General features: G+C 66.7%; 22 protein-coding genes, 1 tRNA gene and 2 pseudogenes. 9 read left to right on the top strand and 16 right to left on the bottom strand.

What is annotated here, in order from left to right:
* Positions 1 to 269: 269 nt before the first annotated feature.
* The 3 genes and pseudogenes from CNE_RS12510 to CNE_RS12515 form a co-directional block, all read left to right on the top strand.
* A complete protein-coding gene (locus tag CNE_RS12510) occupies positions 270 to 542 on the top strand; it encodes a hypothetical protein (protein ID WP_013957476.1) in 273 nt (90 codons plus the stop codon).
* Between the two features lie 93 nt (positions 543 to 635).
* Complete coding sequence (locus CNE_RS38935) at positions 636 to 1,016, top strand: hypothetical protein (RefSeq protein WP_063712331.1); 381 nt, start codon at positions 636 to 638, stop codon at positions 1,014 to 1,016.
* A gap of 29 nt (positions 1,017 to 1,045) precedes the next feature.
* Positions 1,046 to 1,348, top strand: a pseudogene (locus tag CNE_RS12515) (DNA cytosine methyltransferase); the annotation flags it as partial.
* 4 nt (positions 1,349 to 1,352) lie between these two features.
* Here CNE_RS12515 and CNE_RS12520 read toward each other — a convergent pair.
* Both CNE_RS12520 and CNE_RS12525 read right to left on the bottom strand, forming a co-directional pair.
* Entirely contained in the window at positions 1,353 to 1,670 is a 318-nt protein-coding gene (locus CNE_RS12520) for a hypothetical protein (protein ID WP_041228034.1), read from the bottom strand.
* A 73-nt stretch (positions 1,671 to 1,743) separates the two neighbouring features.
* Entirely contained in the window at positions 1,744 to 1,980 is a 237-nt protein-coding gene (locus CNE_RS12525) for a hypothetical protein (RefSeq protein ID WP_041228036.1), read from the bottom strand.
* A gap of 320 nt (positions 1,981 to 2,300) precedes the next feature.
* On the opposite strand from CNE_RS12525, the gene CNE_RS42090 reads away from it, so the two are divergent.
* Positions 2,301 to 2,678 carry a hypothetical protein gene (locus CNE_RS42090; RefSeq protein ID WP_228772365.1) on the top strand — a complete coding sequence of 126 codons (378 nt, stop codon included), beginning with the start codon at positions 2,301 to 2,303 and terminating at the stop codon, positions 2,676 to 2,678.
* Here CNE_RS42090 and CNE_RS12535 read toward each other — a convergent pair.
* Entirely contained in the window at positions 2,669 to 2,872 is a 204-nt protein-coding gene (locus tag CNE_RS12535; protein ID WP_013957480.1) for a hypothetical protein, read from the bottom strand. The genes CNE_RS42090 and CNE_RS12535 overlap by 10 nt on opposite strands.
* A gap of 459 nt (positions 2,873 to 3,331) precedes the next feature.
* On the opposite strand from CNE_RS12535, the gene CNE_RS12540 reads away from it, so the two are divergent.
* The gene (locus CNE_RS12540; RefSeq protein ID WP_013957482.1) at positions 3,332 to 3,853 is read left to right on the top strand and encodes a DUF1643 domain-containing protein; all 522 of its coding nucleotides are present in this window, start codon (positions 3,332 to 3,334) and stop codon (positions 3,851 to 3,853) included.
* A 247-nt stretch (positions 3,854 to 4,100) separates the two neighbouring features.
* On the opposite strand, the pseudogene CNE_RS12545 reads toward CNE_RS12540, so the two are convergent.
* The 4 genes and pseudogenes from CNE_RS12545 to CNE_RS12560 form a co-directional block, all read right to left on the bottom strand.
* Positions 4,101 to 5,305, bottom strand: a pseudogene (locus CNE_RS12545) (tyrosine-type recombinase/integrase).
* A 71-nt stretch (positions 5,306 to 5,376) separates the two neighbouring features.
* Positions 5,377 to 5,451, bottom strand: a tRNA-Arg gene (locus CNE_RS12550).
* Positions 5,452 to 5,513: 62 nt separating this feature from the next.
* Positions 5,514 to 5,744, bottom strand: coding sequence for a hypothetical protein (locus CNE_RS12555; RefSeq protein WP_013957486.1), 231 nt, complete (start codon positions 5,742 to 5,744; stop codon positions 5,514 to 5,516).
* 34 nt (positions 5,745 to 5,778) lie between these two features.
* A complete protein-coding gene (locus CNE_RS12560) occupies positions 5,779 to 6,270 on the bottom strand; it encodes a lecithin retinol acyltransferase family protein (protein ID WP_013957487.1) in 492 nt (163 codons plus the stop codon).
* A 265-nt stretch (positions 6,271 to 6,535) separates the two neighbouring features.
* Between CNE_RS12560 and CNE_RS12565 the strand changes: the two genes are divergently transcribed.
* Together CNE_RS12565 and CNE_RS12570 are read left to right on the top strand one after the other, a co-directional pair.
* Positions 6,536 to 6,772, top strand: coding sequence for a hypothetical protein (locus CNE_RS12565; RefSeq protein WP_041228038.1), 237 nt, complete (start codon positions 6,536 to 6,538; stop codon positions 6,770 to 6,772).
* A 74-nt stretch (positions 6,773 to 6,846) separates the two neighbouring features.
* A complete protein-coding gene (locus tag CNE_RS12570; RefSeq protein WP_013957489.1) occupies positions 6,847 to 7,623 on the top strand; it encodes a PP2C family protein-serine/threonine phosphatase in 777 nt (258 codons plus the stop codon).
* 39 nt (positions 7,624 to 7,662) lie between these two features.
* Here the strand turns inward: CNE_RS12570 and CNE_RS12575 are convergent, their stop codons facing one another.
* From CNE_RS12575 to CNE_RS12610, 8 genes are all read right to left on the bottom strand, one after another.
* Complete coding sequence (locus tag CNE_RS12575; RefSeq protein ID WP_013957490.1) at positions 7,663 to 8,979, bottom strand: sigma-54 interaction domain-containing protein; 1,317 nt, start codon at positions 8,977 to 8,979, stop codon at positions 7,663 to 7,665.
* On the bottom strand, positions 8,976 to 12,095 hold the full coding sequence (locus CNE_RS12580; protein ID WP_013957491.1) for a peptidase domain-containing ABC transporter: 3,120 nt from the start codon (positions 12,093 to 12,095) through the stop codon (positions 8,976 to 8,978). Before CNE_RS12580 ends, CNE_RS12575 begins: the two co-directional genes overlap by 4 nt.
* Positions 12,076 to 12,828: a peptidylprolyl isomerase gene (locus CNE_RS12585; RefSeq protein ID WP_013957492.1), complete on the bottom strand. Its 753-nt coding sequence runs from the start codon at positions 12,826 to 12,828 to the stop codon at positions 12,076 to 12,078. Before CNE_RS12585 ends, CNE_RS12580 begins: the two co-directional genes overlap by 20 nt.
* A 91-nt stretch (positions 12,829 to 12,919) precedes the next feature.
* The gene (locus CNE_RS12590; protein ID WP_013957493.1) at positions 12,920 to 14,302 is read right to left on the bottom strand and encodes an HlyD family efflux transporter periplasmic adaptor subunit; all 1,383 of its coding nucleotides are present in this window, start codon (positions 14,300 to 14,302) and stop codon (positions 12,920 to 12,922) included.
* A complete protein-coding gene (locus tag CNE_RS12595) occupies positions 14,299 to 16,911 on the bottom strand; it encodes an FHA domain-containing protein (protein ID WP_013957494.1) in 2,613 nt (870 codons plus the stop codon). Before CNE_RS12595 ends, CNE_RS12590 begins: the two co-directional genes overlap by 4 nt.
* Positions 16,912 to 17,138: 227 nt before the next feature.
* Positions 17,139 to 18,659: an efflux transporter outer membrane subunit gene (locus CNE_RS12600; protein WP_013957495.1), complete on the bottom strand. Its 1,521-nt coding sequence runs from the start codon at positions 18,657 to 18,659 to the stop codon at positions 17,139 to 17,141.
* Between the two features lie 365 nt (positions 18,660 to 19,024).
* Entirely contained in the window at positions 19,025 to 19,453 is a 429-nt protein-coding gene (locus tag CNE_RS12605; protein ID WP_013957496.1) for a DUF4399 domain-containing protein, read from the bottom strand.
* A gap of 57 nt (positions 19,454 to 19,510) precedes the next feature.
* Entirely contained in the window at positions 19,511 to 19,936 is a 426-nt protein-coding gene (locus CNE_RS12610; protein ID WP_013957497.1) for a DUF4399 domain-containing protein, read from the bottom strand.
* A gap of 755 nt (positions 19,937 to 20,691) precedes the next feature.
* Between CNE_RS12610 and CNE_RS43050 the strand changes: the two genes are divergently transcribed.
* On the top strand, positions 20,692 to 21,444 hold the full coding sequence (locus tag CNE_RS43050) for a formylglycine-generating enzyme family protein (protein ID WP_371827425.1): 753 nt from the start codon (positions 20,692 to 20,694) through the stop codon (positions 21,442 to 21,444).
* A gap of 38 nt (positions 21,445 to 21,482) precedes the next feature.
* Here the strand turns inward: CNE_RS43050 and CNE_RS12620 are convergent, their stop codons facing one another.
* A complete protein-coding gene (locus CNE_RS12620) occupies positions 21,483 to 23,534 on the bottom strand; it encodes a serine/threonine protein kinase (protein WP_013957499.1) in 2,052 nt (683 codons plus the stop codon).
* 472 nt (positions 23,535 to 24,006) lie between these two features.
* Between CNE_RS12620 and CNE_RS12625 the strand changes: the two genes are divergently transcribed.
* Positions 24,007 to 24,249 carry a hypothetical protein gene (locus CNE_RS12625; RefSeq protein ID WP_013957500.1) on the top strand — a complete coding sequence of 81 codons (243 nt, stop codon included), beginning with the start codon at positions 24,007 to 24,009 and terminating at the stop codon, positions 24,247 to 24,249.
* Positions 24,250 to 24,279: the final 30 nt, after the last annotated feature.

The following is a 24,279-nucleotide window of genomic DNA, read 5'->3' on the forward strand; positions in this document are numbered from 1 at the left end:
CTTGTATGGCGGTATGTCGCGGGAGAAAAAATGGAACCGCCTGGCAAAGATCGGGAGCTTGCGCCGACGTGTTTGAGGGGGGTTTTGGGGGAAAGCCCTGGCTGTGGTCCCGCCGACAGGATTCATGAATCCGCAGGAAACCGTTTATGAGCGCGGGATTATAGGATTGTGATATTCCCAGTGCCCTTTACGGTGCCCCGAAAATAATTTGCTGCCCGATTTGGCGGTTGGGTACACTGTATATCCATACAGTACTCAAGCGAACCGCTATGGACATCATACTCGCCGCGCCTTCGGTGTTCCTGGAGGCGCGGTTCTTTGCCGACGACCTGGTCGAAGAGCGGCTGGCCTGCGAAGGTGTCAGCGAGGCGCGAGACGGGATCACCGTCCATGGCCTCGATGTGCGCCATGTGCGCGCGCTGCGCTGGACGCCTGACTACCTATCTTTTCACGCCGATGGCCGAGTGCAGCGGCACCCGGTAGCTCCATGGATAGAACTCGGGCCGAGCACGGTGATGTTCGCGCGCCGCCAGCGGCCATAGCGAGAGGATAAAAATCCGTGTGATCCGGGAGATCCCTGAGTTACCGGCACCTCAACACGGACCAATCCGTCAGACCGCAAAGATTTTACGTCCATGCCAGCCAAGGAATTGCCCCGGGATCTGCCAGCGCTGTCGGAAGACGAGTTGCGCGACATCGGCCTGCGGCATCGCAACCCGGATGTTCGGGACTTGCTTTGGGAAATTGCGCGGTTGCGCGTAATAGTGCAGCAGGCCCACTACATCGCAGAGCTGCTGTACGGGGCAGGCGGGGTGATGGCCGATAGCTGGCTGCGCACCTTAACGGATGAACCCTGCATCGTCGAAAAGCTGGAGGCAGACTATGCCAGTGGCACTCCAGGCTCGCGAGGGTGGCGCGGGGAAGTCAGGACGCCAGAGCACGAAGTCCGGCTGGCGACGATGAAGGCGGAAGCGCTACGGCGCATTGCTGTGCGCAGGGCACGCTGGCGCAAATAGCGCAGGGCGTCGTCGCCTTGTCCGGCGGCGCCATCATCCGCGCGCTGGACGGCACCTGGCACCGGCCGTTCACCACGCTGGAGTTGGCGGCCATCCAGTCGCTGATCGAGCCGGTGGAATACCTCGAGCTGGACGGGCTGAGCGACCAGGCCTGGCGCGAGCGCATCGGAAATGCAGTGCCGCCGGACGCTGCTCAGGCAATCGCGGAGGTGATGGGCACGACGCTGTTGCTCGCAGAGACCGGCGAGACGTTCAAGCTGTCGGCCACGCCGGTGTGGGTGAGGCCTGTCGCAGTGGCCTTGGCAGTGGCTCAGCCGGCGGAGGCGATGTAATGGGCTATTTTCCGGATAATAAGGCCGCCACCGCCACAGATGCGGAAACGATAGCAATACCGAGAGCCCATTTCGAAATGCGGAGCGCTTGTCGCGCAGTCTCGGCTTGGTCCTGCGCCGCCCCCGCTGCCTGCTCCGTCGCCAGAAGCGCTCGTTCCTCGCGCAACTCCGCGCGCTGGCTGTCGATCCGATCGAGATATGCACGAGCGTTCTCTAAACGCCTATCGCCGAACGTGTGGCGCTCTACGTGCTGCCGGAATTCGTCTTCGCTGTGTTTAGCAATCCACTCGAGTATTTCGGCATCGGTTTCGAAGTTCGCCATGGCTTGCCCCCAATCGCTCCTGAGAAGCGTAGCACGCGAAGGTACCAAGGCGGATAGGGATGGCGGGGTAAGCCTATTCCTCCACGCCAAGAATTACATCCACCGCGGCTCTGCCGGCAAGTTCGGCGACCAGGTATGCCCAACGCTGCGAGTACGGCCCGCCGAAGACCTTGATGCGCTTTCCAATGGCAGCGACTCCAGGCGGGCTCATAGGTCCTTCAATCTCGAACCAGACGTTGAACATGTCCTTGGACACTTTTTGTACATCGACATGGATGTCGAATCCACGGTACTCGGTCACGCGCTCCATGGCGGCCTCCAATCCATTCAAGGCATCCTAGCATGACGAAAGAACGCCCCATCCTCTTTAGCGGCGCCATGGTGCGCGCCATCCTGGGCCGCCGGAAGACCCAGACTAGGCGCGTTTTTAAACTGCCGTCGTGAGCCGAGTGGTATGTCAGCGGTGCAACGCAGGGCGAGAAGACTCGCGACCTTGTCCCGAAAGACCCTCGCAAGCGCGGCTGGTACTGCATCGAGGAATTGCCCTGCCCTTACGGTCAGCTCTTCGACCGCCTCTGGGTGAAGGAGGTCTGGGCTGCCGGCGCATGCGCGGACGGGCTGCGGCCGGCCATGCGGCATCCCGGTACCTGGAAGGTCGACAATGGCGGCCTCTGGTATCCGGCCGACGCCACCGAGCCGAAGCACCCGATCTCGCCACGCGGCAAAACCCGCGTGAGCATCCATATGCCCCGCTGGGCGTCGCGCATCACGCTGGAGATCACCGGCGTGCGCGTCGAACGGCTGAACGACTGCGGCGAGGCGGACGCAATCGCCGAGGGCATCGCACCGGAACTGGATGGATGGACCGACTACAGCAACCCGAGCTGCCAGATGTGCCTGAACCCGGTGGACTCATATCGCACGCTGTGGGACAGCATCAACGGCGCCGGCGCGTGGGAGGCCAATGCTTGGGGGTGGGTGGTGGAGTTCCGGAGGGTTCAGCGTTGACCCTCGATCCATTCTTTCGCCCATGCGATGCCTGCCGCGACGGCAAGGTTGAACGTTGCATAGGAGCCCAGAGGCTCAGACGCCTCCAGAATGAGATGGTCCTTTTGCACGGTGCCAAAGGCTTCGAACGAACCATCAGCCAGTTGCTTCGCAAAGCCACGAACTGTGTAGTCCTGGTAGCTCTCGATTGTCATGACGACCTCCGATCTGGAAGGGAAATCCTAGCATGCCCCGACACGGCCATTCCTGGCCGGAGGCTGACGGCTCGACCGTCCACACCGAGCTAGGCATCATGTGGGCCTTCAAGCTGATCAACATACCTCTGAGCCCACGAGATGCCTTCGCTCTGGGCACGTTCATTCCATTCGTGAAGTCCCAGCACCTCGGACTCCTTGATGATATGGCGGCCTCTGCTCACGCGCCCCAGGGATGCGAACACTCCGTTGCCGGCGGGTTTTGCGAACCCATCGACTATGTAACCACGATACCTTGCGATAGACATCGTAAGCCCCCTCATACCGACAACCGAGGATCCGTCGCAATCAATTCAACGGCCATTTAATACACCCTAGCACGCGGCGCGCAGCTGCACAGCCTGGTGTCCCATTTCGGGCACCCCTCGCCTTGAGGGTGGCGCTTAAGGAGATTGGGGTATGAAGCGCTTGATCGAACCCACCCTCGACGGCGAGGCCGGTTGCATCCTCTCCGACTGCGAGCAGTACCGGTACCGGCTCTGGCGACAGTGGGACGAAAGCCGGCCGGCGCTCGGCTTCATCATGCTCAACCCGTCTACCGCCGACCACCAGGTCAACGATCCGACCATCACCAGGTGCATGCAGCGGGCCCTGGCCGGCAAGTACGGCCGGCTCGAGGCGGTGAACCTGTTCCCGCTGCGCTCAACCGACCCGGACGGCCTGCTGACGCACTCTGCGCCGCTCGGGCGCGAGGACACGGCGAACTGCTCGATCATGGACGCGCTGGATCGCTGCTCGCTGGTGATTTGCGCCTGGGGAGCGCACAAGGCGGCGCCGGCGCGCGCGGCCGAGGTGCTGCGGATCATCAGGATGTCCGGGCACGGCACCCTGCTGCACCATCTGGGCCTGAACAAGGACGGCAGCCCGAAGCACCCCCTCTACATCGCAGCCAGGACCCGCCCGCAGCCGTTCAGCTTTTGAGGCTAGTCCTTTTTGAAATTGGACAAGCCATCGACGAAGGCAATCGACTTTCCATATGTCCTCGACAGCTCGAGTATCAAGTCATAGTTCATAGAGGTCGGAACAGTGACCTTCGAACCGGACCGCTACGAAAGCTCCACCAACTCGCGAATCACATTCGTAGGAAATAGAAGAAGCCAGCGTCAGGTCGCTACCATTGCGGACGATCTCCCTTAGCACATCGTACGAAGCCATAATTTCTCCTGTCTTATTTTTCGCTCTGCAGCATTGTTGTGACGTGGTCAGCCCACGCTTGCATCATATCGCGCCGCTCCGCCAAGTACTGCGCATGGTTGTATGCAGCACGCACCTTGTTCCGCTCGACGTGTGCCAGCTGACGCTCGATCACGTCCGGCCGAAACCGTAGCTCATTCAGCGCCGTCGAGGCCACCCCACGGAAGCCGTGCCCGGTCATGCGCGAGTGGTACCCCATTCGGTACAGCGCATAGAGCACCGTCTTGTTGCTGATGTGACCCGTCTTGCGCCGCGGGCTGTAAAAGAGGTAGTCGCGGTGCCCAGTGATCTCGCGCAGTTCGGCCAACACGGCCAGGGCCTGGGTGGACAAGGGGACGATGTGGGGATCGCGCATCTTCGTCCGGTCGGCGGGGATGCGCCACTCCGCCTCCGCTTCGTCGATCTCGCCCCAGCGCGCCTGGATCATCTCCGTGGTGCGCACGAAGGTCAGCGTCATGAACTGCAGCGCCAGGCGAGTTACGGCTCGCCCTCGTACGCGCCGATGTCGCGCAGCAGCTGCGGCAACTCGATATGTGACACGCGGGCCTGGTGCTGGACCGGCTCGGACTTCAGCGCCGCGGCGCTGTCGATGTCGGCAGCCGGGTTGCGGTCGCACGCGCCGTAGATGATCCCGTACTGGAACACCGCGCGCATGCGCTGCAGGATGCGCTTCGTCGTGTCGCGCACACCGCGGGCCTCGACCTTCCTCAGCAGATCCAGGATGGCCGGCGCCTTGATGTCAGCGATGGGCGTGCTGCCCAGCACCGGGAAGACGTCATTCTCGAGCGACGCCAGCAACCTTTCCGGCGTAGACCTCATTCCAGCTGCCCTTCTGGGTGGCGTGCCAGTCCCTGGCCACCGCCTCGAACGAGTTTCCCGCGGCGATGCGCGCGGCGCGGCGCTCTTCCTACTTCACGGCACCAGGGTCGCGACCATCCGCAACGATGGCCCGGGCGGCATCGCGCTGCGCGCGCGCCTGGGCCAGGGACACTTCCGGATAGGTGCCGAAGCCCAGCCGGTTTTCCGACCCGGATGGTCTGAAGTACCGGAAGCGCCAAAGCTTGCGGCCATCAGTCATTACCTCGAGAAACAGGCGCCACCACCGTCGGCGAGCTTGTACGCCTTCTCCCTCGGCTTGGCGTTGCGGAGTTTTGTATCGGATAGCGGCTCGACGCGGATGGGCCGCGAACGTCGACTGCCCGGAATGCCTTGATTTACTTGGGGAAAGAGAACTTCAGAGAACCATTCTGTGGTCCCGCCGACAGGAATCGAACCTGTATCTAGCGCTTAGGAGGCGCTCGTTCTATCCATTGAACTACGGCGAGGGACAGGACCGTCAGGATCGGGAACCGCGGGCGCGGTGATCCTGGAGACGGCCCGGAGTATATCAAAATCCGCAACTGCCCGGCTCGCCCGCGATGGTGGACCCGTCCCGGCGGCCTCGCCCGGCAAGGCGGCCGGACGATGGCAGGCGCGTCGGCCGGCCGGCATGGCGCAGGGCGCGGCGCCCCGGCCGGTGGCGGCCGCGGGCGCAACTGGCGGCGGCAGTGGCGCAACTGCGGTGGCAGGCTTGTCCGCGCAGGTTGCAACGCAGTTCCCAGTCGATCAGTCCGGACATGGCAGTCTCCTTGATTCGGTGATGGCCGCGCGCTTCAGGCGAGGCTCAGGCCCAGGTTCAGGCCGCCCAGTTGGGCTTGCAGCAGCGCGCCCAGCAGCAGCCAGCCGATGTGCAGCGCGGCGCGCGGGCGGCGCATGCATGTTTCCACTTGCTCGCTGCGGCTTTCGCCGGACAGGCACCAGGAGCAGAAATGCTCACAGTTGTTGGTCAGCAAGTGGTAGGCGTTTTCGCCCACGCGGGAACGGGCGCGTTCGACGGCCTGGCGGCCGGCGAAGCGGGCGCAGGGTTCCGGCCTGACGGCGATGCCGAAACCGGCGGCGAAGGCTTCAAGGGTAGTTTCTTCAACCGGCGCGGCTTGCAGGGAGCGGGCGAAACCGGCGTAGTGGATGACGCGGCCGGCGCCGGCATAGATCCCATGATGGGCGTAGCCGTGGCGATCGGTGACCAGGTGGGCGCCGAGCGGCAGCGGGTCGGCGAAGCGATCGTCGCCGCCGGTAGCGCGTTCTTGTTGTTCCTGGATGTTCATGGCTGGCCTCGGTCTGTCTGGTTGCTGCAGGCATTGCTGCTCTATGCCAGACCAACCGCATCAACCATGCCAACACCAGGGAGCGACGGCAGGGCAATGGTTTGGCGGGAATCCGAGGGTTTTGGAGGGGATGGACTGTCGGATGGCAGCCAACTGCATGGCGGCCGATCTGTTGGCTGGCTGGCACCATTCGCCGCGCGCGGCGAGGCCTGCCGCACCCATGCTGTGGCACGCGCCTTGCTCAATACCGGTACCGCACCCGCCCATGGCCGGTGTGCGCGGCGCCGGCGGGCAGCCGGTATTCGGGTGGATCCGCCCGTTCGTGCCCTCGTCTGCGCTGCCGCTCGGGACAGTGATCATCTTTTACGAGATCAACTACAGCTTCTATGCTGATCAGATGAACAACCAGTTCCAGAACATCGATATCCGCAACAACGCGCCAAACGCCAATATCAATGTCCTGGGCGACCAGGGCGCGAGGAACGACGGCCGGCTGATCTGATGCTGATCTGAGGGCCAGCGCCGCCGTGGCAGCGCCCCGGCTAGTCCGGGGCTTCACGCGGACCGGAGACAAGATTGGGTTTCGACTCGCACTTCCAGTGGACCTCGGCCGCATGCACGGACGTCGGGCGCGTGCGCGAACGCAACGAGGACGCTTGCCTGGACCTGCCCAGCCAGGGCCTGTGGGCGGTGGCCGACGGCATGGGCGGCCATGCCGTGGGGGACTTCGCCAGCCAGGCCGTGGTCCAGGCGCTGGCCACGTTGCCGCCGCACCCCCGGCTGGAAGACCGGGTCGACGCCACGCGCGCGGCGCTGCAGGGCGTGAACCTGGCACTGGTCGATGAAGCGGCGCGCCTGGGCGTGCGCTGCATCGGCAGCACGGTGGTGGTGCTGCTGGCGGGCGATCGCCGATGCGCCTGCGTGTGGGCCGGCGACAGCCGCCTGTACCGGCTGCGTGGCGGCCAGTTCGCCCGCCTCACGCGCGACCATAACCAGGTCGAGCGCCTACTGGCGCGCGGGCTGATCACCCCGGAAGAGGCGCGCCACCATCCCGCGCAGAACACCATCACACGCGCCGTCGGCGCGGCCCCGACGCTGGCGCCGGAGCAACTGCTGACCGAGGTGGCCGATGGCGACGTCTACCTGCTGTGCAGCGATGGCCTGAGCAACGAGGTCGACGATGACGACATCGCGGCGGTGCTGGCACAGCAGGATGTTGCGCAGGCCGCGCCGACGCTGGTGCAGATGGCGCTTGATGCCGGCGGCCGCGACAACGTGTCGGTGGTGGTGCTGCGTGCGGCGGACCCCTACGGCTCAGACAAGACGCTGGTCAATCCCGAACTGGACGCCTGAAGGCACGACCCCCAGCAGCCTCGGGCCCCCTGCCCCTTGCTACCCCTTGCCGCCTTCGGCCTGCCGGCTGGCGCGGAAGTCCTTCGAGTGGATGCCGTGCTTCTTCAGCAGCATCTGCAGGTGCGAGCGGTTCATGTCGAAGCGCCGCGCCAGTTCGGCGACGGTGCCGCCGACTTCCTGCAAGCCCCGCTCGAGGAAGGCCCGCTCGGCCTCGTCGCTGGCGGCGCGCTTGGCCTCGCTCAGCGACGTCGCCATGGTGATGTCCGCGGCTGCCGTGCCCGCGCCGACCACCGCCAGCGCGGCGGGTTTCGGCCGGATATCCTGCGGCAGATGGGCCAGGTCGGCGGTGTCGCCGGCCAGGCAGCTCAGCCGGTACAGCAGGTTGCGCAGCTCGCGGATATTGCCCGGGTAGTCGTAGTGCAGCAGGAAGTCGCGCAGCCGCGGCGTCAGCTTGAGCGGCCGGCGCTTGAGCATGCCGGCGGCCTCGTCACTGAAGTACGACACCAGCAGCGGGATCTCGTCGCGCCGCTCGCGCAGCGACGGCAGGCTGACGTGGATCACGCTCAGGCGGTAGAACAGGTCCTCGCGGAAGGTGCCGGCCTGGCTCATGCGGCGCAGGTCCTTGTTGGTCGCCGCGACGATGCGCGTATCGACCGAGATCGCCTCGTCCGAACCCACGCGCTGGATCTCGTGCGCTTCCAGCACGCGCAGCAGCTTGACCTGGCCGGTCAGCGGCAGCTCGCCGATCTCGTCCAGGAAGATGGTGCCGGTATGCGCGCTCTCGAACTTGCCGCGGCGGTCGTTGCTGGCGCCGGTGAAGGCGCCCTTCTTGTGGCCGAACAGCTCGGATTCGAGCAGGCTGTCGGGGATGGCGCCGCAATTGACCGAGATAAACGGCTTGTCAGTGCGTGAGCCGTTGGCATGGATCACCTTGGCCATCAGCTCCTTGCCGGTGCCGCTCTCGCCATCGATCAGCACCGGCAGGTCGGTCGGCGCCGCCTTCTCGGCAATCTCCAGCGCCTCCAACAACTTGGGGTTGTCGCCGAAGGTGCCTTCGAAAATAAAGCTGCGCTCCATCAATGCCTGACGGCGCTCGCGCGGCATGCGCTCGACTTCTTCCTGCGGCGGGGCGGCCTCGGCCGACGCCGCCTGCACGAAGCGCTCCTTGTGCGACAGCCCCATCACCTCGTCGCGCAGCGTGGTGGCCTGCTTGAGCAGCTTCTCGATCTCCGGCCGGTCAAGCCGCGACGACCAGCGCAGCGTGGAGCGCAGGATCTCGATCTTCTCGATCAGGCCGGCGAACGACACCGGCGAGGTGGCCGAGGCGGGGGTGGCACCCTGGTTGTATAGCTTCATGCTGCGCTCAGTTGCTTCTGCACCAGTTGGAAATACATGCCCTTGCGCTCGATCAGCTCCTCATGCCGGCCCTGCTCGACGATGGCGCCTTCATACAGCACCAGGATCTTGTCGGCCTGCATGATGGTGCTGAGCCGGTGCGCGATGATGACCGCGGTGCGCCCGCGCAGGATCTCCTGCATATTGGCCAGGATGTTGCTCTCTGACTGCGTGTCGAGCGCCGAGGTGGCCTCGTCGAACACCAGCAGGCGCGGGTCGTGGTACAGCGCGCGGGCGATGCACAGGCGCTGGATCTGCCCGCCGGAAAGCCCGATGCCACGCTCGCCCACCACCTGCTCGTAGCCCAGCGGCAGCTTGCTGATAAAGGCGTGGGCGTCGGCCATGCGCGCCACCTCCTCGATACGGCGCCGGTCTGGGCTGTCGTCGCCGCAGGCGATGTTCTCGGCGATGGTGCCCGAGAACAGCAGGTTGGACTGCATCACGTAGCCCACCTGCGCGCGGTAGAACGCCGCGTCGATCACGTTCAGGTCGTAGCCGTCCACCGACATCGAGCCCTCGGTGGGCTTGTAGAAGCCCACCAGCAACTTGGCCAGCGTGGTCTTGCCGGAGCCGCTGCGCCCGACGATGGCCACCATCTCGCCCGGCCGGATGGCGAAGCTGATGTTCTCCAGGACGTAGGGCGTGTCTTCGCCGCCGTAGCGGAAGTACAGGTCCTTCATCACGATCTCGCCCTGCAGGTCGGGCAGCATCACGCGCGACAGTACGTCCTGCGGCTTCTGCTCGGGCTCCAGGTCGAGCACGTCGCCCAGGCGCTCCATCGCCACGGCGGCATCGTTGAGCTGGCCCCATAACGCCACCAGCCCCATCAGCGGCGCCAGCACGCTGCCCATGAAGGCGTTGAAGGCAATCAGCTGGCCGATGGTGAGCTCACGCTCCAGCACCAGCGTCGCGCCCACCCACAGCACTGCGATGGTGGTGGCGGCGTTGAGCAGCTGGCTCACCAGCCCCACCAGGATATGGAAGGCCTGCGCCCGGTATTGGGCGTCCAGCGCCTTGGCGTACTTGCGCTCCCAGCGCAGCCGCACCGGGCGCTCGATGCCCATTCCCTTGACGGTCTCGGCGCCGCCCAGCGTCTCCATCAGGTAGGCCTTGGCATCGGTCGACGCCGAAAACACCTCGCGCGCATAGGTCTTGACCTTCGGCGTCACCACCACCGTCAGCGCCGCGATCGGGATCACGAAGGCGATCAGCAGCAGCGTCAGCTTGACGTTGTAGAGGAACATGATGGTGAAGTAGATAAACACCATGAGCATGTTCAGCGCCGTGGTCACCGTCGATTCGGTCAGGAAGGCGCGGATGGTCTGGTTCTCCTGGAAGCGCGCGAAGATGTCGCCGGTCTTGCGCTTGGCAAAGAACGACAGCGGCAGCGCCAGCGTGTGCTTGAAGAAGTGCGACATCATGGCGAAGTCCATGTTGCGCACCATGAAGTTGGCGAGATACGCGCGGATGGTCGCCATCAGCTGCGAGAACACACTGGAGATGATCAGCCCCACGATCAGCAGGTGCAGCAGCCCCACGTTCTGGTGCACCACCACGCCGTCCAGGATGTTCTGGATAATCAGCGGCGGCACCACCCCCAGCATCTGGATCACGAAGGTGGCTAGGAACAAGTGCGCCAGGATCTTCCGGTACGGTGCCAGGTAGCCGATAAAGCGCAGCCACGGCGAGCGCGACACCGACAGCTGGGTCATGCTCTCGCCCGGCCTGAACAGCAGGCAGGTGCCACTCCAGCCGCGTTCGAACTCCTCCGCGCTCATCTTGCGGAAGCCGATGGCCGGGTCGGCCACCCACACCCAGCGCGACGAGATCCCGTACACCACCACGTAGTGGTAGCCCTCCCAGTGCACGATAAAGGGCAGCTCGAAGCCCATCAGCGAATCCCGCGTGCACTGCACCCCGCGCGTGGTGAAGCCGAGCGATTCGCCGGCGCGTGCCAGGCTGTCCAGCGTGGCGCCATGGGTGGTCACGTTGGCCAGCTCGCGCAGCTTGCCCAGCGTCATCGGGATGCCGTAGTGCCGGCAGATCATCGCCAGACAGGCCGCGCCGCAATCCATCTCCTCGGCCTGCTCCACCAGCGCAAAGCGGCGGATCAGCTTCTCGCCCAACTCCGGTTTGGAATGCAGGTCCAGCAGCACCGGGCGCTTGCGCCGTTCGGCCAGCTTCTTCTGCCGATGCAGCTCGCGGTCCAGCACGCGGATGCGCTCTTCCAGCACCTCGCGCAGGCGCGGGTTGCGCTCCAGGATCAGCTGCACCGTCTTCTCGGGAATCACCAGCAGGCGCACGTCGGTCTCGGCGATGGCCGAGGCCAGCTGCTCCTGCCGCATCACGCAGGCGCGCTCGCCGAAGATATCGCCCTGCCCCAGCGTCGCCAGCGGGAACTCGCTGCCCTCCTCGCTGCGCACGATGCGCACCGTGCCCTGGCGCACCACATAGAGGCGGCGGTCCTCGCGCCCATCCTGCTTCAGGATCTCCTTGCCGGCCGCCACGCGCTTGACGCCGACGCTGCGCACGGCGTCTTCCAGCTCCTGCTTGTCGAGCTTGCCGCGCAAGTCGAAGAGCCGCGCGACAAAGCCGCCGGCCGAACTGATCGCGACATAGCTGGTGATAAACGCAAGCGCCGCCGGGTTGCCCGCCACCACGGGCTCGCCCACGCTGCGCGGGATCATCAGCAGCTCGGTCTTGCCCGAGGCGCGCACCGACGACTCATGGCGGTAGTCGCGCAGCAGCGCAATATCGGCAAAGACCTCGCCGGCCTTGCGCACGCCCATGCTGATTTCCTTGCCGTGCTCCTCGTTGAACACGCGCACCGAGCCGGACTTGACGACAAACAAGCCCGGCGCCGCTTCGCCGGCATTGCAGACGGTGTCGCCAAAACCGAAGGTCAGCACCTGCGCGGCTTCCGCCAGGCGTGCCAGCTCCTCCGGCGTCAGCACCGACAGGATCTCGACAGAGGCAAGAAAGGCGACCAGCGCCGATCCTGCCTCCGGCTGGTCCGGGGCAGCCGCCGCGGCGCGATCACCGGCCTGGCCGGACTCGCTAGCGGGCTTCGATGACATGTTCCTGCGCCCTGGCCATCAGCCAGTCTTCGCGCAGCAGGCGGCGCACTTCCACCGCCACCTCACTGTCCAGCGTGGCCGGGTGCTTGCTGCGCACCAGGAAGACCTCGAAGAAGGAACGGTCCGCCGCCGGGAACGGCCCCAGCAGGTCGCCCGGCTCGGCGTTGAAGACCTTGGCCTCGATATCGGTCTTGAGCGAGCCGCGCAGCACCTTGCCGATCTCGCCACCGCGCTCGCGCGTGTCGGCAATGGAATGCTCGCGCGCCATCTCGGCGAAGGCCTCCGGATCATCCTGCAGATACGAGATCAGCTCCTTGGCCTTGCCCTCGCTGTCGACCACGATATGGCTGACCTCGATGCTATCGAAGCGCGGCGAGTTGAGCGCAAAGTACGCCTGCACCGCGGCCTCGCTGCAGACCTGCTCCATCATCCGCTCCTGGTAGAGGCTGTCGGTGACAAAGGCCTCGAACTCATCCAGGCTGATGTTCAGCGCATCCAGGTAGTGGTTCATGTCGGCAGCGCGATGCAGGCCCTGCACGCGGCGGAACTGGTCCGCGCGTTCCTGGATCTCCTCGGGCGTGACCACCATGCCTTGCCGCTTCGCCGCGTGCACCGTCAGCTTGTCGCGCACGATCTGCTCGATCAGCCCTTCGAACTGCCCGGTCAGCTTGAGCAGCCGCACGAACTCCTCGACGCCGAGCACCTCGTCGTCGATACGCACAATGCCAGTCATTTTCTCGGCTCCTTTTGGCGGCCCCACGCGCTTGCGCGCCAGGCTGTCCAGATGTGCTGTGCTTGTGTTTCCCCCGACTGCCCCGGCCACGCTAGCCGGCCACCTCTCGGAACGGGTCCAGCCCCAGGTCGATCAGGCGGCGTTCGCGCACCACGATCTCCGCAGTCGCGGTCATGCCGTAACGCAACGGATACTTGTTGTCGGCCACGGCGTAGTAGTCGCGTGCCAGGCGCACGCGGCCCTCGTAGACCGGCTGCTTGTCGGGCCCGCCCGGCTTGGTGGCGGGCGAGATGAACTCCAGCGTGCCCTCGATGATCCCGTAGCGCTGGTACGGGAAGGCACTGAACTTGAGCTTGACCGGCAGCCCTTCGCGCAGGAAAGCGCGGTCACGCTCGGCGATGACGATCTTCACCACCGGGCGCGCATCCTTGGGCGCAATGCCGCCCAGCGGCGTGTTGGCCTGCACCTTGTCGCCGCGCTGGGTGGAGGTGACATCGGTGATCACGCCCGACACCGGCGCCAGGATCAGCAGGAAGTTGTCCTTGTCGATGTTCTCGAAGCGGATGCGCGCCGCCGCGTCCGCCACCAGGCGGGCGGTCTGCACCTGCAGGCGCAGCTTGTCCTCGGTGTTGGCGATCTCGCGCAGCGCCGCGTCGTACTGCACGCGCAGCCCGGCCAGGTCCTGGCCGCTGCTTTCGAGCTGTGAACTGGCCTGGGTAAGCTCGCGGCCCAGCCGCGCGTCCAGCTCTGCCAGCCGCGACTGCGCCACGCGGAGGTTGTTCTCCGCGTCCTGCGCCGCGGCGCGCTTGGCATCCACCTGCGACTGCGAAACGCCACCGCCACCCGGCAACGCCAGCAGGCGCGCGTAGCGGTCCTGCTCCTGGCGCGCGAACTCACGCGCGCGCCTGGCGTTCTCGAGGTTGCTGCGCGCTTCCTGCAACTGCGCGCGCTGCTGTTCGGCAAGCCGCGTGGTGCCTTCAGCGATACGGGTCTCGTGCTGGCGCGTAGCAACGTCGATCTGCTGCTTGAGCGCCGCCGCACGGCGTTCCATCAGCGCCTTCTTGTCGGGGAACTGCTTCCATTCGCGCTCGGAGTCTTCCAGCTTGAGCTGCGCTTCCAGCGCATTGGCCGCAGCCTCGATCGCGCCGCGCGCGTTCAGGCGCGCCAGCACGTCGTCCTTGGACACGGGTTGCCCTTCGGCCACGTAGAGGTCGGCCAGCTCGCCGTCCACCGGGGCATAGAAGCGGCGCACCTCGGATTCCGGCGCCAGCGTGCCCTGCGCCGTGACAATGACATCGGCATGCCCGACGAAGGACCACACCAGCCCGCACAGCACCAGCGCGAAAGTCGTGACGATGGTCAGCAGTCCCAGGCGCGACGGCTCGGCACTCAACAGGCCAATGCCCTCGGCGCTGTGGTCTTCCAGCGCCTCGGAGAGTGGCTTGAGGCCGCCCTGGCGGGCATCGTCCTTCATGGCTGCCCCGCTTGCTGTGGCGCCGCGGCGGCCGCGGCAGGTTCCGGCGCCTTGCCGGTGTCTTCACCGCCGATCAGTTCCAGCTTGGTCTTGAGCACGGCGGGATCGAGCACGGTGCGCAATTCGCGCAGCGCGTGCCGCTGCTGGTCGGCCTCGGCGCGGATCTCTTCCTCGATCTTGGCGAGTTGCGCCAGGTCGGCGCTTTCCCCCGCGCGCAGTTGCGTGAAGATACGCATGCCCTGGCGCGCGTCTGTCTGCGCCTGCGACAGCAACCGGGCCTGCGCGCGGAATTTGGGCGAGATGCCGGGCTCGAGCCGCTGCTCGCTGCCGATCACGCCATTGCTGCGGTATTGCTTCCATGCGGCGACGGCGCTGCCCATCAGCTCCCGCGCGCGCCGCAGAGCACTGTCGCGCACGCCGTTGACGTCGGCCTCGACCGCCTTGGCGAAATGGCCGTCTTCGTCGGCATCGAGCATGGCGTAGAAGCCCAGCAGCCGGTCCTCATAGTCCTTGCTGCCGCGCGCGGACTGCAACTCGGCGTACTGTGCCGCCACCTTCTGCTTGTGCGACAGGTCGCGCGCGAGGTCGTCGGCCCAGGGGCCGCCGCTGATCTGCTTGATCCCCGCGAGCGCCGCGGCGCTGTCGCCCTGCTGCCACGCCCTGGCCGCACTGGCATACTGGCGCACCATCTCCGGCGGCGGCAGGCGCGCGGCCAGGTAGTTGAACTGCGCCTGGAACGGCGGCGTGGCGAAGCGGCTGTCGGCCAGCCGCGCCACCAGCGGCCCGGGCCGGCGCGCGCGCAGTGCCTGCATCAGCGCGGTGTAGCGGTCCAGGTCTGACTGCACGCGGTCCAGCCCGGCCACGCGCGGATACTTCTCGCGGTACTCGGCGATGACCGGCTGCAACGCCTCCGGGCGGTCGCGGCCGAGTTCGGCAGCGATGGTGGCGTTCAGCCGGTCGATCGCCGCCAGGTAGACCGAGGCATCGTTCTGCAGGCGGCGCACATCACTGAGCGCATCGGCATAGAGATCGCGGAACGCCGGCACATCGGCCGCGATGCGCCCGAGTGCGCGCTGGTGCGCGGTAGTGTCCTGGTTCCAGTACGCCAGCAGTTGCCGGATCGGGGCCTCGTCGGTGTAGAGGCGGATCGGCGCGTCGGCGCCGCGCTGCGCGGTGAAGCGTTCGAGCCGGCCGATCCAGTCGAGCTCGGCCACCAGCGGCCGCGCATCGGCGTTGTGCGCACTGGGCTTGCGCATCCGGGCCAGCGCGGCATCGGCGCCGCTGACATCACCGGCCTTCAGCCTGGCAGCAAAATCGGGCACGTAAGCGCGCATCAGTGCCTCGGTGCCGAGGGCCTGCACCTGGGCATCGTCGGGATGACGCGCCAGGTAGTCGTCGGCGGCCTGCGCCGCGCGGGCGTGATCGCCGGCGGCAAACAAGGCCTGCACTTCGCGCTCCGCCGCACCGCGCCAGTACACGGCCGCACCCGCCACTATTGCGAGCAACAGCAACGCGCCGCCCCATCGCCCCGCGCGCCGCGTGCGTGCGGGATCGTCCAGGCCGAACAGCCTGGCGCCTTCCGCCAGCAGCAGCGCGGCACGTCCGCGCTTGCGGCGTGCCTGCGCGCCGTCGTGCGCCGCCGTGGCCGCCGCGGCCTGTGCCTCGGCCTCGGCGTTGACCTCGTCGTCCTGCTGCGCGGCATAGTCGACGCAGAAAATGTCGAGGAAGGAATCGGCCGCACCGACAAAGGTGGTGCGGTCATCCTCGTCGCGTTCGGCCGGCGCCGGGGAAGCGGCCGGCGTATCCGGTGCCGCGGCCACGGGCTGCAGCATCGAGCGCGTCGCGGTGGCATCGCCATCGCCCGTGCGCTGCACCTGCGCCTGGTAGACAAAGTGGTTGCCGCCGAAGGCGATCAGGTCGCCGTCGTCCAGCGGCACGCCGTGGTCTGCCAGGCGCTTGCCGTTGACGAAGGTGCCGTTGGTGCTGCCCAGGTCTTCCACGAACGGCACGCCACCCTTGAGGTACACGTGCGCGTGGCGCCGCGACAGGTAGTTGACCTGCTGCGGATAACTGTCGCGGTAGCGCGCGAAGGCATCGTCGGCCTTGCTGATCAGGTACGGGAAGCCGTCCACGTGCAGCGGCTGCAGTCCGACATCGCCGCGTTCGGGCACCAGCGTCACCGCCACCCGCGGCGGCTCGGGCTGCGGCGCGCGCGGCGACAGCCGGACCCGGAACGACAGCGCAGGCCCGAAGGCCACCTCATCGCCATCGCTGAGCTGCGCCGGCTGGCGCGCCACCGCCGCGCCGTTCACGCGCGTGCCGTTCTTGCTGCCGAGATCCGCCACATATACCGCGCCATGCTCGGCGAAGATGCGCGCATGCCGGCGCGACAGCGGCGCGGCCAGGTCTTCCGGGTAGGCGGCAAACGGCAGTTCGCTGCGGCCGACGGCGAACAGGTCTTCGTCGATGCGGATCTCGCCCAGCTCGGGGCGCGCGACGGGCGTCAGGAATACATCGAATTCCTGTGCCAGATCCTGAGAGAACTCCCGAGCGAATCCCTGGGCCATTTTCACCGGCATTTCCATGATCAGTGCTTCGTCAGGAGCCATGTTTCCAGCGAGCCAACAGCGCGGCTGCCGCGGCGGCAGGCCAGGGGGGTGAAGCGACTAAGAACATAGTAGGCGACGGCTAAGGCTAGTCAATCGGGCGCGGGACGCGCGGTTGGCACGGGAGCGGCACATGCAGCGGGGCAAGCGGCCGAGGCTACGGTCGCGTTGCGCAACGCGTTGCTTACGCCGGCATCACATGAACACCGCCACGGAACCTCTGGCAGCACTTATTGCACTGGATTCGAGGCCGCGTTGCGCACATCGGTATCGGGCCAGCCGCCGCCAAGCGCCTTGTACAGGGTGACGGTGTCGGCCAGGATCTGTTGGTGGACCGCCAACAACTGCAGTTGCGCGGCCAGCAGCGAGCGCTCGGTCTCGAACACTTCCAGCTGCGAGACCACGCCCTCTTTCAGTTGCGCCTCGATCTGCGCGGACACGACGCGCAGTTGCTCAACCTGCTGCTGCAACTCGATGCGCTGCTTCTTGTGCGCGTCGACGTTGACCAGTGCGCTCTCCACCTCTTCGAACGCGGTCATCACGGTGCGGCCATATTCGTTTTCCACCACGCCCACCTGCGCCTCGGTGGTCTTCACGCGCGCGCGCACGTTGGGATCGAGCATCGGCAGGTTGATGCTGGGCATCAGGCCGAAGGTGAAGGACTTGAGCAGGGAGTTCAGCGCAATGCTGGCGGCGCCGCCGCTGGCGGTCAGGCTGATGGTGGGCAACTGCGCCAGGCGTGCCTGGCCGACGATGTTGTAGGCCGCCAGCACGCGGTATTCAGCGGCCACCACATCCGGACGGCGCGCCAGCAGCTGCGACGGCAGCCCGGCCGGCACCGCGGGCGGCTGCACGCGGTCCTGCAGGCGCCCTGCCGGAACCTTGAGATTGCCTGCGGGCACGCCGACCAGCGTCGCCAGCGCGTTTTCGGCCACATCGCGCGAACGGCGCAGTTCAAGCAGGTCCTTGTTGAGACGGTTGATTTCCGCCTGTTGCTGCATCACGCGGATCTTGGGCACCAGGCCATTCTGGTACATCGCCTGGAAGGTGGACAGGATCTGCCCGTTCTTGGCGACGGTGCGCGCTTGCTGCTCGATCTGCTCGTCGAACTGCAGGATCTGGAAGTAAGTGGTCGATACATTGGACACCAGCGTCAGGTAGCCGGCACGCCAGTCGGCCTCGGTCGCATTGAATTCGGCGGTCTGCGCCTGCACGCCCTTCTCGACCTTGCCCCAGATATCGATGTCCCAGTTCAGCTGGGCGGCGGCGTTATAGGTCGTGACGGACTTCTGCCCCGAGGTCTTTTGGAAGTTCGCGCTGGCGCCGATACCGATCACGGGCAGCGCTCCCGCGCGGGCCTCGCCGATCTGCGCGTTGGCCACGCGGATTCGCGCCGCCAGCACCTTGATGTCGTAGTTGCCGCCCAGTGCCTGTTCGATCAGCTTGTTGAGGTAGGGATCCTTGAAACCGTGCCACCAGTTAGGCTGCACCGCTTCGGCCGGCGACACCGTGATCGAACCCTGGCGCGTCCATTCGGCCTTGGCCGGGGTTTCCGGGCGCTGGTACACCGGCGGCCGGAAGTCGGCGCAGCCTGCCAGCAGCGCCGTGCAGACAGCCAGCGCGGTCAGCCAGGCAGTACGGTGCGGCGCGGCGGTTGACTTAACCCCGGGGGAGGCAATGATGGATTCGGACACGATGGGTTCCTGCGTGCGACGGCGGCGGGCGGGATGCACTTGAGTTATCCATGGCATGCCGGGGGCCGCGAAGTCTGTCTGTATTGTGGAGCGCGCGGACGCGCGCACCAACCCCGATATGCATGAGGTCAGCGGAAGGTGTTGTCCAGTGGGTTGGTCTCGAGCATCGGGTTGGAAGAGACAACCGCAGGGAGCGTGCCAGCTCCAGTGCCATGCCCGCGCGGATCACGGAAGTGCCTGTAAACACGTGGGTTTTTCATTGCCGTCGGCGCCGGCCGCGGATGCGCGGGGAGCTGCCGTCACGGCGTACTGGCGGGCCGCAGCCAACAGATTGCGCGTCGGTGTTGGATGGCACGCGACACTTGCGGAGCCGGCGAAAAAAACGTCGGCGCACGCGCGCCGCCATCACCGCAAGGTCCAGGTCACTTCACGTAGATCGTGATCTTCTTCGAATAGACCGGCGGGTTGGTGGGAATGTGCTTGTCATCCCCCATCAGCAGCTGCAGCGTATGCTTGCCAGGCGGCAGCTCGATCATGGTCTCGGTCTCCCCCGCCCCGAAATGCAGGTGATTGCGGTCGTTGGGGATTTCCTTGTCCATCGGCGGCAGATCCGCATCGACAAGCAGGTGATGGTGCCCGGTATTGGGATACTTCACGTCCTTCGGCGCCACCCCCATATTGCGCAGCCCGAACCACACCTTGAATGGCTTGCCCGCGGGCATCGTCTGCCCGTCGTTGGGCCAGCCGATATACAGGTAGGCGTTGGGCGGCGCCGGCGTCGAGCCACCCTGCACCACCGCGGACAGCAGCAGGCTGGCGGCGAAGACAGCCGCGGCAAGTAGTCTGGACATGGTGCTCTCCCCTGTTTGCTGATCGGCCTGGTTCGGCATCTGCGGCGCGTGGCACCGCTATTTCACCGTGACCGTGATCTTCTTCGAATAGATCGGCGGCTCGAACGGCACGTGCTTGGCATCGCCCATCAGCAACTGCAGCGTGTGCTTGCCGGGCGGCAGCTCAATGCGCGCATCGGTCTCGCCCGCGCCGAAGTGCAGGTGGTTCTTGTCCGAAGGGATTTCCTTGTCCAGCGGCGGCAGCTCGGCGTCGACCAGCAGGTGGTGGTGCCCGCAGCGCGGCGACTCGACGCCCTTGGGGCAGACGCCCATATTGCGCAGGCCCATGCGCACCCAGAACTTGCCGCCGCTGATGACCGTGCCATCGTGCGGCCAGATGATGTAGGCCTCGGCATTGGGCGGCGCTGCCGTCGACAGCGAAAGCGACGGCGCACCCGCCAGTGTGGCAACCGCCAGCAGGCGGAACAGGAATCGTCTGGACATACGCGGCGCCTCCCGGAAACAGTCCGAAACCCGATCACGTTGTCCCGAAAGCCCATTCTTGTTGCTTGTTGGTCAGCGCTCGGCGATTCGTCATTCAGGTTAGGTCGCAAGCCCGGAAAAAGCGAACCCGGCGCGTCGCGGCGGCATGGCGATGTCCCGCCGGAGACACAAGCGCTGTGCTATCTTGAAGCAAGCCGGTCGACGTCTCGGCAACACCACAATGCGCCCCCGCCGCATGTGCCGGCAGCTACCGGCATGCAGCGGGATCGCCGCGGCTCCAGCGAGGTGTGAAGATGTGGCGCAATCTACCAGTCGTATGCGCGGCCATGGCCGCGATGCTCGCCGCCGCGCCGCTGCCTGCGCAGCCGGCCACCGCTGCCGCTGGCGCGGCCACGGAACCGACGCTGCTCGCCGGCATCATGCCCAAGAACACCGACGAGCAGTACGAACTGAGCTTCTGGGAATCGATCAAGAACAGCAATTACGCCGGCGACTATGAGGCCTACCTGAAGCAGTACCCCAACGGACGTTTCGCGGTGCTGGCCAGGGCGCGCCTGGAGCGGCTGGCGGCATCCGCCTCCGCACCCAAGGCCCAGGCGCCCGCGCCCGCCCTGCCGCCCCGCTCCGGCACCTCTGCCGGGGGACAGGTCACGCGACCCCCGCCCGCCCCGGCACCCGCCGCGTCAGCGCGTCCGGCATCGCCGCCTGCCACGCCACCTGCCGCGCCACCGGCAACGGCATCCCTGCGCCCGGGCATGGCGGCGGGGGGCACGGTCAGCACCACACTGCGCACCGGCGAGATCCGCGATTGCCCGACCTGCCCGGTGCTGGTCTCCTTGCCGGCGGGCAGCTTCACCATGGGCAGCAGTGCCAGCGATCCCGCCGAGAAGCCCCCGCATCACGTCACCATCGGCCAGCCGTTTGCCATCGGCCGCTATGAGGTCACGGTCGAGCAATGGAATGCCTGCGCCGACGCCGGCGGCTGCCAGCGCGTCCCCACCATCGCCGACAGCCCGAAGACCGCGCCGGCGCGCGACGTCAGCTGGGACGACGCGCAGCAGTACGTGGCCTGGCTCAGCAAGACCACCGGCAAGACCTACCGGCTGCCCACCGAGGCGGAATGGGAATACGCAGCGCGCGGCGGCACCGCCAGTGCCTACTGGTGGGGCGACCAGATGCGCAAGGGCAATGCCAACTGCAAGGACTGCGGCGACCCGTGGAGCCAGGATGCGCCGGCCGCGGTCGGGACGTTCGCGGCCAACCCGTACGGCCTGCACGACGTCAACGGCAGCGTGTGGGAATGGGTGGCCGATTGCTGGCACAGCACCTACAAGGGTGCGCCCGCCGACGGGCGCGTGTGGAACGAGAACGCCTGTGGCGCACGCGTGATCCGCGGTGGCTCCTGGCGCGAAGGCGCGAGCTACATGGTGTCGTCCACGCGCTTCAAGTACAGCCCCAGCGTGCGGCAGTCGCAGAACGGCTTTCGCGTGGCGCGCGACCTGAAGTAGCGGCTGGCGGAATTGGCAAGCCGGACAGATGGCGGCAATCAGCGCGCGCGCGTGGAGATCTGCACCAGGTCCGCGCTGATGCGGTCCCGCCCATAGGTGCGTGTCATCTGCGCCAGCGGCTTTTCCAGTGCCTTCAGGTAGTCCTTGTGCGACTCGACCTCGGCGCGCCGGCCCTCGAACAGTGGCACGGGCGTGGTCAGCAACACCACCAGCTCGGTGCCGAAGGGCCTGGAGATGATCCAGTCGCCACCGTCGCCAACCGTGGCGCTGTGGCTGGGCGGCGCCTGGTGGGCGGGCACGCGCGCGCTCGGCACCATGTGCGCCACCTTGCCGTCGGCCGCGAAGTAATCGACATAGACATAAGAGTCGCGCGCCGGCGTGCGCAGATCCAGCACCAGCGGTGACCCCTCGGTCAGCTGGGTGCCCTGGCCGCGCAGCCGCAGCGACGAAGCCGTGCCCCCTTCGCGGTAGCCCGACCAGTACGGCGCGATCAGGGTGGCCACGTCGCATTTGTCGGTGGCCAGCGGCTGGGTGTCGATCGACACGCCCTTCAGCTCCTTGACACCCGGCAACGCGCTGAGCTGCTCGCGCAGCCGCGCGGCGCCCACGCTATCGGCCAGAAAGCCGCGCACGCGCAGGGTCTGCGCCTGTTGGGTGGCGGTGAGCAGCGAGCACGGCACGCCGGCCAGCATCTTCGTGACGTCGGCCATCGACAGTACTGCCGGACGGGCAGCCGGTGCGGTCGGGGTAACCGGCGCCGCGGGCACAGGTGTGGCCGGGGCCTCGACGCGCGTGTCGCCGGCCGGCGCTTCGGCCTGGCGCTGCGAATGCCACGCGTAGTAGCCGATCGCCGACACGCCCGCCAGCACGGCCAGCACGCCGCCAGCCATCAGCGGCAAGGGGCGCCGCGTGGACACCACCGGCACCGCGCTCATGCCATGCAGGAAGCGCGCGACGGTGGGTGTGCGCGTTTCGCGGTTGAGCGACAGGGCCTCGCGCAGGGTCTTCCATTGCGTGCGGCTCAACTGCGGCGGCTGCGCCGGCTTGAGGCCGGCGTCGCGCGCCTGGTTGGCCGAGAGCCGCTGGTAGGGATGCTTGCCGGTCAGCAATTCATAGGTCACGCAGGCCAGCGCAAAGATGTCGTCGCGCGGGTCGGGCTCGCAATGGTCGAACATCTCCGGGCTGGCGTAGGCCGGCGTCATGCCGCCCAGCGAGCCGGGATCGAACACGGTCCGGTCGGACTCGTCAGCCGGCGGCAGGAAGCCGCGCGCAATGCCGAAGTCGATCACCTTGACCTCGCCGTTGGCGGTCAGGAAGACGTTGGCGGGCTTGAAGTCGCAGTGCACGAAGCCGCGCTCGTGCGCGTACGCCAGCGCATTGCCCATGCCGTTGACGATCGACATGGCGCGCGCCATCGGCATGCCGGTGAAGCCCGGGGCCTTGAGCACATGGTTGAGCGACGAGCCGGACAGGTATTCCATGGTCAGGAAGACCACCGGCCCGTCGCGGTCGAAGTCATAGACGGTGACGATGTTCCGGTGCGCCAGCGTCTGCGCCTTGCGCGCCTCGCGCTGCAGTGCCATCAGCGACTTGGGGTGCCCGCTGAACTGCAGGTTCAGCACCTTGATGGCGATATAGGGCTTGCGGTCCGAGGCTTCCAGCTTGCGCAGGTCGAGCGCCTTGTAGACCGTGCCCATGCCGCCCACGCCCAGGCATTCTTCCAGCACGAAGCGGCCGTTCAGCGTATCGCCCACGCCCTTGGTATGCGCCGCCTGCGGCAGCGTGCCCGGCTCGGGCGAGGTCGCATACAGCGAGCCCGTCTGCGTGCCGGCCAGGCGCGTGGCTTCGGTGGCGCCTTCGTACTGCGTGGCGCCGCGGCGCTCGATGCGCCGCATGACTTCGGCATAGACCGCGGGCGGGAACGGGAAGCGCGTGTTTTCCTCGATGACCACGCGCGCGGCCTGGCTGGGCGTGGTGGGGTCCTGCGCCAGCGCCGTTTCGAACGACGCAACAAACTCGTCGTCGGAGAGACCGCCGTTCTGGAACTTGCGGATCAGTTCTTTGAGACTGGCCACGGGATGCCCCGACATGGTTGCTGGCACGGCGCATCCCGCGATGCGGATATGCCCTGCCTTCGAGATGGATACTAGTGCGCACCCATGGCATGCGCAAACCATGCGAGGCCGGCGTGCATCACCGCGCGCGGGCGCCCTCTGCCAATCGCGTCACCTGTAGCGCGCCACTGTCGCGGCCGCGCCAACACCAGCACGCCGCCTGTTGGCCACGGCCCGTCACCCGCGGCAGGCGGCAGGCCCCGCAGCCGGTGCGCGCGAGCCGGCATCGAAAATAAATGCCCCGTGTTTTCAGGCAGTTGCACGTCCCCAGACGAGTCGGCAACGGCGTTGGCACACTCCCTGCGTCAGTCCCTCCGGAGGGCCGGCAATTTCGCCGCCGTCTGAGCGCACCGCGCGGCGGGCCCGCGGGCAAGAACGCGGACCGCCTCACCTATACTGAAGCGTCCCGCGGCCGCATGGCCGTGGCGCCGCTTGACCGGAGACAGCCATGGCAGTGATCGTCATCAAGGATTTGCCCGACAGCATGGATCTCGACCGACAGGCCATGACCGCCATCCTGGGCGGCGGGCGCACCGCCGGCGGCCAGGCATGGCATGGCTTGCGGCGCCAGGGCGCCGCGCGCATCGTCGACTACCCGGGCGGATTGCCGGGCAACCGCTACGTGATGCCGCAGGAACAGCCGCTCGGGCGGCTGCCGCGCAAGGCCGCCGGCAAGGATGCAGACGACTGAGCGGCAACCACAACCGCCCAAATGAAAAGC

Origin of the sequence: Cupriavidus necator N-1, assembly GCF_000219215.1 — a bacterium.
Lineage (GTDB): Bacteria > Pseudomonadota > Gammaproteobacteria > Burkholderiales > Burkholderiaceae > Cupriavidus > Cupriavidus necator.

Excerpts from the sequence above, each read along its gene's own strand:
- CNE_RS12520 (WP_041228034.1), bottom strand. The coding sequence starts at position 1,670 with ATGGCGAACTTCGAAACCGATGCCGAAATACTCGAGTGGATTGCTAAA.
- CNE_RS12600 (WP_013957495.1), bottom strand. The coding sequence starts at position 18,659 with ATGCCATGGATAACTCAAGTGCATCCCGCCCGCCGCCGTCGCACGCAG.
- CNE_RS43050 (WP_371827425.1), top strand. The coding sequence starts at position 20,692 with ATGGCGGCGGGGGGCACGGTCAGCACCACACTGCGCACCGGCGAGATC.
- CNE_RS38935 (WP_063712331.1), top strand. The coding sequence starts at position 636 with ATGCCAGCCAAGGAATTGCCCCGGGATCTGCCAGCGCTGTCGGAAGAC.
- CNE_RS12560 (WP_013957487.1), bottom strand. The coding sequence starts at position 6,270 with ATGAACATCCAGGAACAACAAGAACGCGCTACCGGCGGCGACGATCGC.
- CNE_RS12610 (WP_013957497.1), bottom strand. The coding sequence starts at position 19,936 with ATGTCCAGACGATTCCTGTTCCGCCTGCTGGCGGTTGCCACACTGGCG.
- CNE_RS12625 (WP_013957500.1), top strand. The coding sequence starts at position 24,007 with ATGGCAGTGATCGTCATCAAGGATTTGCCCGACAGCATGGATCTCGAC.
- CNE_RS12585 (WP_013957492.1), bottom strand. The coding sequence starts at position 12,828 with ATGACTGGCATTGTGCGTATCGACGACGAGGTGCTCGGCGTCGAGGAG.
- CNE_RS12575 (WP_013957490.1), bottom strand. The coding sequence starts at position 8,979 with ATGAAGCTATACAACCAGGGTGCCACCCCCGCCTCGGCCACCTCGCCG.
- CNE_RS12510 (WP_013957476.1), top strand. The coding sequence starts at position 270 with ATGGACATCATACTCGCCGCGCCTTCGGTGTTCCTGGAGGCGCGGTTC.
- CNE_RS12620 (WP_013957499.1), bottom strand. The coding sequence starts at position 23,534 with ATGTCGGGGCATCCCGTGGCCAGTCTCAAAGAACTGATCCGCAAGTTC.
- CNE_RS12605 (WP_013957496.1), bottom strand. The coding sequence starts at position 19,453 with ATGTCCAGACTACTTGCCGCGGCTGTCTTCGCCGCCAGCCTGCTGCTG.
- CNE_RS12580 (WP_013957491.1), bottom strand. The coding sequence starts at position 12,095 with ATGTCATCGAAGCCCGCTAGCGAGTCCGGCCAGGCCGGTGATCGCGCC.
- CNE_RS42090 (WP_228772365.1), top strand. The coding sequence starts at position 2,301 with ATGCGGCATCCCGGTACCTGGAAGGTCGACAATGGCGGCCTCTGGTAT.
- CNE_RS12525 (WP_041228036.1), bottom strand. The coding sequence starts at position 1,980 with ATGGAGCGCGTGACCGAGTACCGTGGATTCGACATCCATGTCGATGTA.
- CNE_RS12565 (WP_041228038.1), top strand. The coding sequence starts at position 6,536 with ATGGCCGGTGTGCGCGGCGCCGGCGGGCAGCCGGTATTCGGGTGGATC.
- CNE_RS12595 (WP_013957494.1), bottom strand. The coding sequence starts at position 16,911 with ATGGCTCCTGACGAAGCACTGATCATGGAAATGCCGGTGAAAATGGCC.
- CNE_RS12540 (WP_013957482.1), top strand. The coding sequence starts at position 3,332 with ATGAAGCGCTTGATCGAACCCACCCTCGACGGCGAGGCCGGTTGCATC.
- CNE_RS12555 (WP_013957486.1), bottom strand. The coding sequence starts at position 5,744 with ATGTCCGGACTGATCGACTGGGAACTGCGTTGCAACCTGCGCGGACAA.
- CNE_RS12535 (WP_013957480.1), bottom strand. The coding sequence starts at position 2,872 with ATGACAATCGAGAGCTACCAGGACTACACAGTTCGTGGCTTTGCGAAG.
- CNE_RS12590 (WP_013957493.1), bottom strand. The coding sequence starts at position 14,302 with ATGAAGGACGATGCCCGCCAGGGCGGCCTCAAGCCACTCTCCGAGGCG.